Annotated in this window: 8 protein-coding genes; 4 read left to right on the top strand and 4 right to left on the bottom strand. The window is 53.5% G+C overall.

All coding sequences use genetic code 11. The annotated features are described in order from the left end of the window. Window positions 1-212: 212 nt before the first annotated feature. Window positions 213-1,130 (bottom strand): MerR family transcriptional regulator, encoded by a 918-nt coding sequence (locus tag MKY96_RS31240; protein ID WP_340946512.1) that lies wholly within the window; start codon window positions 1,128-1,130, stop codon window positions 213-215. Window positions 1,131-1,417: 287 nt separating this feature from the next. On the opposite strand from MKY96_RS31240, the gene MKY96_RS31235 reads away from it, so the two are divergent. Then, window positions 1,418-2,965, top strand: a complete 1,548-nt coding sequence (locus tag MKY96_RS31235) for a phospholipase D family protein (protein WP_340946511.1) — start codon at window positions 1,418-1,420, stop codon at window positions 2,963-2,965. 375 nt (window positions 2,966-3,340) lie between these two features. Here MKY96_RS31235 and cls read toward each other — a convergent pair whose 3' ends face one another. After that, window positions 3,341-4,849: a cardiolipin synthase gene (gene cls / locus MKY96_RS31230; RefSeq protein WP_076080844.1), complete on the bottom strand. Its 1,509-nt coding sequence runs from the start codon at window positions 4,847-4,849 to the stop codon at window positions 3,341-3,343. Between the two features lie 198 nt (window positions 4,850-5,047). Here cls and MKY96_RS31225 point away from each other — a divergent pair, with 198 nt between their 5' ends. Both MKY96_RS31225 and MKY96_RS31220 read left to right on the top strand, forming a co-directional pair. Continuing rightward, complete coding sequence (locus tag MKY96_RS31225; RefSeq protein ID WP_340946509.1) at window positions 5,048-5,947, top strand: TetR/AcrR family transcriptional regulator; 900 nt, start codon at window positions 5,048-5,050, stop codon at window positions 5,945-5,947. A 64-nt stretch (window positions 5,948-6,011) separates the two neighbouring features. Further along, a complete protein-coding gene (locus MKY96_RS31220) occupies window positions 6,012-9,206 on the top strand; it encodes an efflux RND transporter permease subunit (protein WP_340946507.1) in 3,195 nt (1,064 codons plus the stop codon). A 332-nt stretch (window positions 9,207-9,538) separates the two neighbouring features. Here the strand turns inward: MKY96_RS31220 and MKY96_RS31215 are convergent, their stop codons facing one another. Continuing rightward, entirely contained in the window at window positions 9,539-10,234 is a 696-nt protein-coding gene (locus MKY96_RS31215; protein ID WP_036726172.1) for a TorD/DmsD family molecular chaperone, read from the bottom strand. A gap of 326 nt (window positions 10,235-10,560) precedes the next feature. Between MKY96_RS31215 and moaA the strand changes: the two genes are divergently transcribed. Beyond that, window positions 10,561-11,562, top strand: a complete 1,002-nt coding sequence (moaA, locus tag MKY96_RS31210) for a GTP 3',8-cyclase MoaA (protein WP_340946505.1) — start codon at window positions 10,561-10,563, stop codon at window positions 11,560-11,562. An 84-nt stretch (window positions 11,563-11,646) separates the two neighbouring features. Here the strand turns inward: moaA and MKY96_RS31205 are convergent, their stop codons facing one another. Further along, on the bottom strand, window positions 11,647-12,228 hold the full coding sequence (locus MKY96_RS31205; protein WP_340946504.1) for a hypothetical protein: 582 nt from the start codon (window positions 12,226-12,228) through the stop codon (window positions 11,647-11,649). Window positions 12,229-12,433 lie beyond the last annotated feature (205 nt).

The raw sequence follows: 12,433 nt of genomic DNA, 5'->3' as shown, positions 1-12,433 counted from the left end.
GCAACGTCCTCCTTCGTTCAAACATTATACAAAAACTATACAATAGTGATACAAATATCATACATACTTTGCCGGGCCATGTAAATATCATCTGCCAGACTTCCAGCAATTTGGTTGCTAGACTTGTCCACAGCAAAAGAACCGGCCAGCCCTGTACAAGGGTTCTGACCGGTTCCTATGGAATCTACTTCAATTAAAATCCGCTATATTTGCTACGCTCTATGCCGGGTTGTGGCATATTCCTGATCGAACCAGGCTTGCCACTTCTCCGGCGGCTCCGCCATCACATAGGTGGCGTTGGTATCCTGGAGGCTGATTGCCTCATAAGCTTTACCGCCCGCGATGAGCTGCATCTCCGGGTACAAGCTGCCGAGCCGTTCAAGCAGCTCCTCCGTATAGGGGACCAGCGAACCATTCGTAACGGATAGGCAGACAGCTCCGATCCGCTCTTGCTTCTCCAGCAGCTCCATCACACCGTCCTCGGGGGTATTGGCCCCCAGATAGATCACTTCAACCCCGTTTCTGCGCAGGAAAAGCGAGAACAGCAGCAGGCCGACCTGGTGATGCTCTCCTGCCGGGCAGAAGGCAAGCACCTTGTGCAGATGGGCATACACCGGGAACACGTGAAAGAACTGGGACAGCCGGTTCGAGATCATATGTGTCATATAATGCTCCTGGGCCACGGTTGCCGTCCCTTGCTCCCAGGCATCGCCAACCTTCACCAGAACAGGCACCAGCACCTGATGGACCATCGCCTCATAGCTGTACAGGGAGAACCCGAAATCGATCAGGGCATCCGCCCGCTCGCCCTGGATGTCGAGCAGCGCTGCATAGATCTGCTGCCTCATTTTGTCCAAGGCATCCTTAGGGTCCCCGCCCGCAACGGACATACGCTCATCCAGGTCCTTCTGCTTATGCTGCTTCAGCATCCGCACGGCATGTGAGATACTGATGCCCTGTTTATCGGTCTTTTCCTTCAACCAGCGAAGGTCCTCAATATTCTCTTGGTTGTACAGCCTATAGCCGGATTCGGTACGTTCCGGGACGACAGCCTGATACCGGTTCTCCCACGCCCGCAGAGTGACAGAGGGAATATCGAGCATTTCGACGACCTGTTTGATGGAATACACGATGGATCTCACTGCCTTCCTGTTTACACTGAATACATTTGAAGATTCAAACCTTATACAAATTATTTACACTCATTATACAATTGCATCTGTGTTATGTCACCAGAACTTGTATGATGCAGCTCCATGGTACGGTGCGGATGAAATGGAGCGCTTATTGTAACACTAGATTTTTCAGGGATTTTGCCGTCAGCTGCTTCACTTCTCCTTAGCGGGCGTTATAGGTATTTACAATGCTGGCCACACTAGAGCCGCTCTGGCCCCGCAGCAGACCCAGGAGGATTATTATGAATCAAGGCCGCCGTCCCGTCACACCCGAACAGTTACATATCACGCTGGCTTCCGGCGCCATTACGCCATCCCGCCACAAGCGCCAATGGCAGTTCTTCCTGCGCCGCCGCTCCAGACTCCTGATGGCCCTGTCTCTTCTTCTCCTCTGGCTGGCCGGGGTGATGATCTATCAGACCCATAAGCCGCTGCCGCCCGGACTTTCTGCGGAGAGTCCTGCGTATAAGGTGAATACGGTCGCCTTCTGGCATGATCTGACTTACCAGGACAACAGCGGGAAGCAGGCAAGGGAAGAACAGATTCTGCCCCGAATCCTGCAGATTATTGAAGAGTCCAGACAGTTCCTCGTGATCGATCTGTTCCTGTTCAATAACTATACCCATACAGACCAGCAGTTCCCCCCTGTCAGCAGACAGCTTACCGATAAGCTGCTTGCCCAGAAAGCCGCCCATCCTGCGATGGAGATCGTCTTCATCACCGATGAGGTGAATACGAATTACGGCTCTGCGCCTAATGCCCTCCTGGAAGAGATGAGAGCCGCCGGTATTAAGATCATCATGACGGATGTAGACGGTCTGCGGGACTCGACTCCTGCCTATTCTGCGGTCTGGCGCACCTTCATCCAGTGGTTCGGACAATCCGGCACCGGCTGGATTCCGAATCTGATGGCCAGCGGAGGACCGGACATTACCGCACGTTCCTACCTGAAGCTGCTCAATGTCAAAGCGAACCACCGCAAAGTCGTGCTCAGCGAGAACACTGCCCTGATCTCCTCCGGCAATGTGCATGATGCCAGCGCTTATCATTCCAACATTGCCCTGGAGGTGCAGGGTCCAATCCAGGAGGATATTCTGCGGAGTGAGCAGGCGGCGGCTAATCTCTCGGGAGCCGGCCCCTTGCTGAGCAAGCCCCCTGAATTCAAACCGCCCGCCGCCGCATCGGGGGAACCTTCGCTTGAAGTGCGCTATCTGACTGAAGGCAAGGTATACAAATATGCACTGGAGGGGATCGCTGCGGCAGGACCCGGGGATGTCATCTGGATGGGTATGTTCTATCTGGCGGATGACGGAATTATCGATGCCCTGCTTGCCGCAGATGCCCGCGGCGCCCAGGTGAGACTGCTGCTTGATCCCAACCAGAATGCCTTCGGACGGGACAAAATCGGCATCCCGAACCGTCCCGTTGCCATGGACCTGGACCGTCGCTCTCAAGGAAATATTCTAATCCGCTGGTACAATACAGGCGAGGAGCAGTATCACAGCAAGCTGATGTTCATTGCCAAGGCGTCAGGCGACTCTACCCTGCTGGGCGGATCAACGAACTTCACAGCCCGTAATCTGGACGACTATAACCTGGAGAATGACCTCTATGTATCCGTTCCGCGGGAACAGCCGCTGTATGCGGAGGTGGAGGGCTACTTCAACCGGCTATGGAACAACGAGGGCGCTGAATACAGCCTGCCGCTCACGGAATATCAGAGTGACGCCACCTGGTTGAAATACATCCTCTACCGGATACAGACCCGGCTTGGCTTCACTACCTTCTGAATGGGAAAAGAACACATTTCACCCTAGACGGGTGAATAAAATACCTGCGCGCAAACACAATGTATGCTGTTTTTCACATACATTCGGCCATGCGCCTGCATATGAGCACAATGTATACTGTTTTTCGCATACATTCGGGCCATGCGCCTGCATGCGAGCACAATGTATGCTGTTTTTCACATACATTCGGGCCATCCGCCTGCATGCGAGCACAATGTATGCTGTTTTTCACATACATTCGGGCCAAATGCCTGCGCGCCACTTATCCAAAACAGAAGAAAATCATAATTTCCTAAAAACAAAAAACGGTACAGCGCCACAAAAGGACGGTACCGTTTTTTTGTTGTCCGCTTGTCCGCTTGTCCGCTTGTCCGCTTACAGCAGCGGAGACATCAGCCGGGCTGCGGATTCCAGCAGCCGCTCCAGCAGTCTTTTCTCCATGAAGGTCTCATGGACAATCTGCCGCGTGGACTGCAGGTCACGCTCGAAGTCTGCGACAATGCGCGAGACACTCTCGGTCTGCAGCAGCAGCGCGTTCACCTCGAAATTAAGATGGAAGCTGCGCATATCCATGTTCGCTGTTCCGATCGTAGCAATCTCCCCGTCTGCAATCAGCAGCTTGGAGTGGATGAAGCCCTTCTCATATTCATAGATCTTCACGCCGGACTCCAGCAGCGCCGGGAAGTAGGAATGGGAGGCCAGGAACGGAATCCATTTATCCGGCTTGGCCGGGAACAGCAGGCGGACATCCAGCCCCGACATCGCCGCCACACGCAGCGCAGTCAGTATATCCTCATCAGGGATGAAGTAGGGACTTGCAATCCAGACGGATTTTTCCGCTGTAGTTATCATGGAGAAGAAAATATTCTTGAGCGCACGCCGCTCATTATCCGGGCCGCTGGCAATAATCTGCACCGCCCCGTCTCCGGTAGTGAAGCGAAGCTGCGGGGAGAGGTAGTCCTGCTCCAGGATCTTCTCGCCGGTGGTGTGCATCCAGTCCTGCAGGAAGATAATTTGCATCGTCCGCACCGCTTCGCCCCTCAGCAGCATATGTGTATCCCGCCAGAACCCGTAGGTCTTGCTGCGGCTCAGGTACTCATCCCCTACATTCAGCCCGCCCATGAAGCCGACATCGCCGTCGATGACCACGATTTTGCGGTGATTGCGGTAATTCACCCTGCTGGAGAAAAAGGATGTCGAGTTGCCGTAAGCAGCCACCTGCACCCCTGCATCACTGAGCTCCTTAAGGAAGGCTCTGGAGAGCTGCATGCTCCCGACCGCATCATACATGAACCGGACTGCAACGCCCGCGCGGGCTTTCTCAATCAGAATCTGCTGAATGCGCGTGCCGATATGATCCGCCCGGAAAATATAATATTCCATATGGATATGATGCTGCGCCTGCCGCAGCTCCAGCAGCAGTGTCCCGAAGGTCTCTTCCCCGTTGGTCAGAATGCGCGACTCTGAATTGAAGGAGATCGGCGTGCGACCGAGCCGCTGGGACAGGCCCAGCAGCTTCTGCTGCGAGGGGCTGAACACCGACCAGTCCTGGTGCATCCGCAACGCATCGTTCTCAATCCGTTCATAGGCCATGAGGTCGCGCTGGGCCTTCTTGTCATACTTGCGCCGCTTGAATACATTCTGCCCGAACAGGAAATAGAACACCAGCCCCAGCACCGGGATCAGCGCGAGCAGCAGAATCCAGGACACTGTGGTGGAGGGATTGCGGTTCTCCATGAAGATCCCCAGCGCGACAGAGATAACCGTCAATGTCGAAAATATACTGATAATGGTTCCGGCTGTACTGCCGAAAATCCCAAATCCAAAATAATAGAAAGCCAGCATAGCCGCTATGATGACCATAGCCTGCAGTCCTCTTCTCATATGTACCCTACCTTCTCATTCCGCCGATTCTCACCAAAATGACACATTTATATCTTACATGAAGAATCCGTTTCTTCCTACTGAAACCTGCAAATTTGTATTGCTGCAGGATATATAATATAATCTCACTGACCAATCAGTCAAATACAGAACTGTCTAGTCAGAACGGGGGCCTATATCGCCTTGACCGCTAAAAGCATGACCAAAAAAGAACAAATCATTAAGACCGCCATGCAGCTGTTCGCTGTAAAAGGCTCCTCCTCCACCTCCATGCAGGAGATTGCCGAATTATGCGGGATCTCCAAAGGAAGTCTCTATCTGATCTTCAAATCCAAAGAGGAGCTGGAGCGCAGTATATACATCTACTGCTTCCGGATGATTCATGATCCGCTGCAGCAGGAGGAGCAGGCAGCAGGCATAGAGCCCAGGGAGAAGCTGCGGAACCAGCTCGAAATACTGCTTAGTCATGTATACGAGCTGCGCGAATTCCTGCAGCGCCAATTCCAGGAGGTGGCCGGCCGGGGTGTAGCCGAAATTCCCGATTGGGTGAAGCAGAACAACGCCGCCCTGCTGCGCTGGTTCCAGCAGAAGCTGGAGCTCATGTACGGCCCAGAGATTCTGCCCTATGCAGGCGAGCTGTGCGTGCTCAGCCACGGCATGATCAGTTCCAGCATCAAGCTGCTGTTCGGTCAGGAGACTGTTGTCTCCATCCCTGAGCTGGCTGACCGGCTGGTGGACTGGCTGGACATTATGGTCTCCGGCCTGCTTGCAGGGAAGCCCGCCCCTCTGATCTCTTCCGAAGTCCTTGCCGGATGGGCCGAGGGTCAGGGTGAACGACCGCGCCAGAGCCCGCTTCAGCTGATTAAGGCGATGAAGCTCCTGCTCAGTGAAGCGGACGGAATACACCACGAGCATGCCGAAGACGGCCTGGAGTCCCTAAGCATTCTGGAGAACGAGATCCTAACCTCCCAGCCCCGTAAAGCGATCATTCAAGGGATGCTGGCCAATCTTGAGGGGTACCCCGGGCTATCCGGCGAGCTAAGTCAATTGAAGAAAGTATTCGCTCCTTATATGCACACTTCCTGCGGATTTCATTAAGCGAAGCGCAGATGCGGCACGCCTGTAATATCAAGATTAAATGTACTGGAGGTTCTTTTTACTGATGAAAAGCCTAATTAATTTCTCGCTCCGCAACAAATTCGCCGTCTGGCTGCTGACGATCATTATTGTCTTCGCCGGTCTGTACAGCGGATTGACTATGAAGCAGGAGACCCTGCCTAACATTAGTATCCCTTATCTCAGCATTACTACTATTTATCCCGGAGCCGCACCCGAAGGGGTCGTGAATGACGTCAGCAAGCCGCTGGAGCAGAAGCTCCGCAACGTAGACGGCGTGAAGATGCTGACCTCCACCTCTCTGGAGAACGCCTCCAGCGTCACCATTGAGTTCGACTACGGCACGAACCTGGACAATGCCACAGCAGCAGTACGGGAAGCCTTGAACGAGGTGAAGCTGCCGGATGAGGTGCAAAAGCCGCAAATCTCGCGCTTCAGCCTCAGCTCGCTGCCGGTCATCTCCCTCAGCATCTCTGATGAGAGCTCCGGCGATCTGGAGGAGCTGACCCGGGTTGCCGAGAATGATATCCGCCCGGCGCTGGAGGATATCGAAGGCGTCGCCTCTGTGCAGATTGCCGGACAATATGTCAAAGAAGTGTCCCTGAAGTTCAATCAGGAGAAGCTGAAGCAGTACGGACTGACCGAGGATACGATCAAAGGCATCATCCAGGCCTCCTCCCTGCGGGTGCCGCTCGGATTGTTCGAGATGGACAAGTCACAGAAGGCTGTTGTGGTTGACGGCAACATCACTACGGTGGAGGACTTGCAGAATGTCAGCATTCCGCTGGTTCCTTCCGCCCCTGGCGCTGCCGGAGCAGGAGCTGCCGGTGCGGGAGCCGGGGAGGCAGGCGGTGCAGCTTCAGGTGGTGCTAGTGCTGCTGGCGGCACCAATGCTGCGGCTGGCAATAACGGCGCTGGCGCTGGCGCCATGACCGGGCTGCCGACGGTGAAGCTGAGTGAGCTTGCCACTATCGAGGTAGTCGGCAAATCGGAATCAATCTCCCGCACCAACGGCAAGGAATCGATCGGGATTCAGATTGTGAAGGCCAATGATGCCAACACCGTCGATGTCGTGAACGGGGTCAAGGACAAGACAGAAGAACTGAAGAAACAATACAAGTCGATGGATCTCACCGTACTGCTGGATCAAGGCAAGCCGATTGAGGATTCCGTGAACACGATGCTATCCAAGGCTGCCTTCGGCGCCCTGTTCGCCGTGCTTATCATCCTGCTGTTCCTGCGCAATATCCGTTCTACCATTATTTCTATTATCTCGATTCCATTATCACTGCTGATTGCAGTATTATGCCTGCGGCAAATGGATATTACGCTGAACATGATGACACTCGGCGCCATGACCGTGGCCATTGGGCGGGTAGTCGATGACTCCATCGTGGTCATTGAGAACATCTTCCGGCGGCTTACGCTGACCGGCGAGAAGCTTCGCGGCAGAGAGCTGATCAGCGCGGCTACCCGTGAGATGTTTGTGCCGATTATGTCCTCAACCATTGTGACGATTGCCGTCTTCCTGCCGCTCGCTTTTGTCAGCGGTATGGTCGGTGAGCTGTTCCTGCCGTTTGCCCTCACTATGGTATTCGCGCTGCTGGCTTCACTGGTGGTTGCCATTACCCTGGTGCCTGCACTGGCCCATACCCTGTTCCGTAATGGACTCAAGAAGGGGAAAAAGGGCCACGAAGACAAGCCCGGCGCATTGGCGGGCGGGTATGTCCGAATCCTGGACTGGTGTCTCTCGCATAAGCTGATCACCTTGGGTGTTGCTGTCCTGCTGCTGGCAGGCAGTCTGTTCCTGATCAAGCCGATCGGCGTCAGCTTCCTGCCTTCCCAGGAAGAGAAGAATGTTACGCTTACCTTCTCCCCGAAGGCCGGTCAGACGCTGGAGGATGTGAAGGCGCAAGGCCTGAAGGCCGAGAAGTTCATTCTGGCCCAGAAGCATCTGGACAAAATGCAATATTCCATCGGCGGCAGCGGCCCGTTCGGAATGGGCTCAGGCAATTCAGGCTTGTTCTATGTCACATATGACAGCAATACACCTGATTTTGATACCGTGAAGGAAAAGCTAATTGAAGGCTTAACCAAAGAGGTGCCGGATGGCGTGTGGGGCGATCTGTCCGGCATGGCCGGAGGCGGGCTCGGCGGCAGCACCCTCACTGTCAATATCTACGGCGATACGCTGGAACAGCTCAAACCGGTAGCCGATGAAATTGCCGGAATTGTTCAGGCAGACACCAAGAACTTCAAAGACGGGAAGACCAGCCTCTCCGAAGCCTATGAACAATACACCATCGTGGCTGACCAGGCTAAGCTTAGCTCACTGGGCCTAACGGCCGGACAGCTTGCGATGAAGCTGAGCCCCGCTGGCACCCGGCCTGTACTGACTGAGGTAGAGCTGGACGGCAAGAATTACAAGGTCTACATTGAGACAGACAAGGATTCCTACAGCAGTATTGAAGAAATGCAGGCTGCCACGCTCACTTCTCCACTGGGCATTACTGTACCGATTGGCGAGGTAGCAAGCATTGAACAGGGCCAGTCCCCGGATTCCATTACCCGTGAAGACGGCAAAATGAAGGTCGAGGTCACCGCCGACATTATCTCCAGTGACATTAATAGTGCATCTAAGGCCGTTCAGGACAAAATAGATGCCCTTGATCTCCCGGATGGCGTGACCATCACCTTCGGCGGAGTCACCGAGCAGATTAATGAAACCTTCGGGCAGCTTGGTATCGCCATGCTGGCGGCTATAGCCATTGTATACTTCGTGCTCGTAGTCACCTTCGGCGGCGGTCTGGCACCGTTCGCCATCCTGTTCTCGCTGCCGTTCACAGTTATCGGCGCTCTTGTCGCCCTGCTCCTCGCTGGCGAGACCTTGAACGTCTCGGCACTGATGGGCGCACTGATGCTGATCGGGATCGTGGTCACCAATGCGATTGTCTTAATTGACCGCGTAATCCATAAGGAACAAGAGGGAATGTCTACCCGCAAGGCGCTGCTTGAGGCCGGGGCTACCCGCCTTCGCCCGATTCTCATGACTGCGCTCGCTACCATTGGCGCCCTGTTGCCATTGGTTACAGGCCTGGAGAACAGCGCCGGGATCATCTCCAAGGGGCTTGGCGTAACCGTCATCGGCGGTCTGGTCAGCTCCACGCTCCTGACCCTGGTCGTTGTACCGGTGGTGTATGAGTTCCTGATGAAGTTCCGGAGTAAGAAAACTTACGAATAAATAGGGGATGAACTTCAGTTTCATTTATAAGAGCAGATTGTAAGAACATAGCGTAAAGCTCAGACGTCACTACAGTGGATATTTGGACTTCCGGCCGCTGTTGTCTCCAGATTTCCTGATTTAGACCGCTTGTTGCGGTAGAAATCCGGAGACAAAGGCGGACGCTACCGCTCCTACAGTTCCAAAATCCCCCTCCGATCCTACACGCTTTTTGTATTTTCTTTCAATCAAAACCTATAAAGTGAAAGCTTAAGTTCAAGACCCCGCGAGCAGAAAAAAGGCGCCCTTCCGGTTGATGGAAGGGCGCCTTGTTGATTGAGTATGGATGCTTATTAAGCCATCGCCGCCGCACTGCTCTCCAGCGAAGCCTTCCAGGCACGCAGCATGTGCAGATCCTGCGGCAGGAATTCCTCCAGCATATGGCTGAGTCCCAGATACAGCGGGCTGTCGGTGGCAGCGTTCATTCTCGCACAGAATTGTGGAGTCCACTTCAGCAGATGCTCCTCAAGGAATCGCTCCTGAATCTCCAGAAGCTCCATCGCACTGCGGATCGAGAAGCTGTTGTACAGCATCCGTTCATGCAGCACGGCCATGAATTCCAGTTCAATGGCAATATGGTCGTCGGCTTCACCGCTGCACTTCTTGAAGACAATGCCCGCCGATGCGTACACATCCGAGAGCACGTTGCAGAATTCTTCCTCACGGCCCAGCTGAGCCGCTTCACGGGCCACGAAGGAGCTGACGGCCCGCTCATTCATCAGACGTTTGTATTCGAGTTTCTCTTTCTCACAGATGGCCGGTAGCATCGACGGCTCCTGGCTGCACAGGTAACGCTTCAATTCACGGCCGCCTTCGGTCATCTCCGCAGCGACACTCATCTCACGGTTACGGCTCCACTGGGCGACCAGTGAGAGAGAAGGTTTTCTTCCATAGAAATCCACCAGCAGCTGATATATTAATCCCCGACTCTCCAGCCAGCGGCTGCAAGCCTCCGGCACGACAAGCGATGGAACAGTTGGTATGGTCATTTTGCAAATCCTCCCTACATAGTTTGCCGGATACCCGGGGTATCCTTAGGGATCGCCGCCTGAGCCTTCCGGTATCATAGCTGTGCTTCGCAAAAGTAAAAGGTTCTAAAGTTTGAATCTTCCGCACCTAAATTATATCGAAATTGATAAGCGCTTTCGGTGAGCATTCTATGACCATTCCCTGGAATTGTCGCACTTTTGTCATAATTAGGCTGCTGCTTTGGCCTTCTGTCCCCCTATGCTTTAGATTGTCCGCTTGTGCATTGACGCAGCGGGCTGCTTTCTTTAAAATTTAAACTAAAATCAACAGGTGAAGGAGCAACGCTATGGAGCCGCTGACTGACCCTTTTGGACGCATACATGATTACCTCCGTATCTCGGTTACAGACCGCTGCAACCTGCGCTGTATCTATTGTATGCCCGCCGAAGGAATGCAATTCCAGCCGCAGGACGAGATTATGAGCTACGAGGAAATTGCCGCTGTGGTGGAGGCGCTTGCGCCCCTGGGCCTGCGGAAGGTCCGGCTGACGGGGGGCGAACCGCTGGTCCGTAAGGATCTGGAGAAGCTGGTAGCCATGATCTCCGCTATACCCGGCATTGAAGATATCTCATTGACGACGAACGGGCTGATGCTGCCAGCCAAAGCGGCTATCCTGAAGCAGGCCGGGCTGTCCCGGGTGAACATCAGCCTGGATTCGCTGCGGCCGGACCGCTTCTCGATGATTACCCGTGGCGGCGATGTTGCCAAGGTGCTGAAGGGAATTGAAGCCGCAGAAGCCGCTGGACTGTCCCCGATCAAGCTGAATGTCGTGCTGATGAAAGGCATTAACGATGACGAGATTAAGGATTTCATCGCCTTGACCTTGAACAGCCCGCTCAATGTTCGCTTCATTGAATACATGCCGATTGGCAGCGCCAGCGATGCCTGGCGGCAGACCTATCTGCCGTTGGAGACTGTAGTAGAGGCCTGCAAGGGAGCTGGCTGGACCACCGAGGAGGCCGACATGCCCTCCGGGAATGGCCCTTCCCAGAACCGGCGTGTCACCGGCGCGAAGGGAACCTTCGGGCTGATCCATCCGGTCAGCGAGCATTTCTGCGACAATTGCAACCGCCTGCGCCTGACCGCCGACGGCAACATCAAAGCCTGCCTGTACTGGCAGGACGAATATAATGTGCGCCCGCTGATCAGCGACCCTGCGGCGGTGCAGGCCCTGTTCCGCGAGGCGCTCGGCAACAAGCCGCATAACCATGAAATGGCCCTGGCCCTGGAGCACAAAGCCCAGAGCCACACCCCCACCGCCCGCCGCATGTCGCAGATTGGCGGGTAGATGCCACAGAGAGAAATGTAACAGGCCCATGAACAAGTTCATGGGCCTGCTTAAGTAGAGCAGATTCATAGTTCAAGTGTTAAGCTACTCCAACACAGTCATTGAAGCAACCGCCTTTTCATAAGCCTCTGGATCAATTTCCTTGGCAGATTTCATACTAAAGTAAATTCCATCAACCTCAAAATATAAAAACTCCTGGTCCCCTTTTTCCTTAATCCAGTTTCCCGTTATGGTTTGAGTAAGCTGAACTTTTCTTGTTGTTTCAATTTCATGTAACGGTTCAAGCTCACTGGAGGACTCCGTAATTAAACCACGAATAAACGAGAGATTAACTTCATTTTCTGCGGCCTTAACGCTATGCAGGTAGTCATCAACACCCAAGCCAATTGTGGGTATGTACACTTTACTAAGTCCAGCTTTCTTCGCAGCAGTAAGGATTTCGTTTTTTTGCTCATCAGTGTAACTTAACAGTTCACCTTGTTGCTTCTCTGGATTGTCCATCTCTCCTGAATCGTTATCAGCATTTTCGGTTTGGATCGGCTCAGTCACAGACGGCCTAGCGGTCTGGGCTGGATCAGAAGAAGATATGTTACTAACCCGACTACAACCAACTAACAATATTTCTATTAATACGACACTCGCTAATAATCTTCTTTTATAATTCATTGTTAATTCCTCCCCACACTTCAGAAACCTATTTATCCATCATAGGCTAAACGAATTGCGGAAAGTTCTCATTAAGGTCTCAATAATATCTCATTTTTGGAAATCTATAATAATTCTATGCTGTCCAACGCATGAAGTCTGAGATTCCTTGAAGGATCTCAGACTTCATGTAAGGAGGATCTATAGTTTAAACCGTTCCTGAATA

Source organism: Paenibacillus sp. FSL R7-0302, assembly GCF_038006885.1.
Classification (GTDB): Bacteria; Bacillota; Bacilli; order Paenibacillales; family Paenibacillaceae; genus Paenibacillus_AQ.
This window is presented reverse-complemented; position numbering and strand designations above follow the sequence as displayed.

Bases quoted from the DNA above. Each gene is read 5' to 3' on its own strand.
- MKY96_RS31235 (WP_340946511.1), top strand. From the start codon at position 1,418: ATGAATCAAGGCCGCCGTCCCGTCACACCCGAACAGTTACATATCACG.
- cls (WP_076080844.1), bottom strand. From the start codon at position 4,849: ATGAGAAGAGGACTGCAGGCTATGGTCATCATAGCGGCTATGCTGGCT.
- MKY96_RS31225 (WP_340946509.1), top strand. From the start codon at position 5,048: ATGACCAAAAAAGAACAAATCATTAAGACCGCCATGCAGCTGTTCGCT.
- MKY96_RS31220 (WP_340946507.1), top strand. From the start codon at position 6,012: ATGAAAAGCCTAATTAATTTCTCGCTCCGCAACAAATTCGCCGTCTGG.
- MKY96_RS31215 (WP_036726172.1), bottom strand. From the start codon at position 10,234: ATGACCATACCAACTGTTCCATCGCTTGTCGTGCCGGAGGCTTGCAGC.
- moaA (WP_340946505.1), top strand. From the start codon at position 10,561: ATGGAGCCGCTGACTGACCCTTTTGGACGCATACATGATTACCTCCGT.
- MKY96_RS31205 (WP_340946504.1), bottom strand. From the start codon at position 12,228: ATGAATTATAAAAGAAGATTATTAGCGAGTGTCGTATTAATAGAAATA.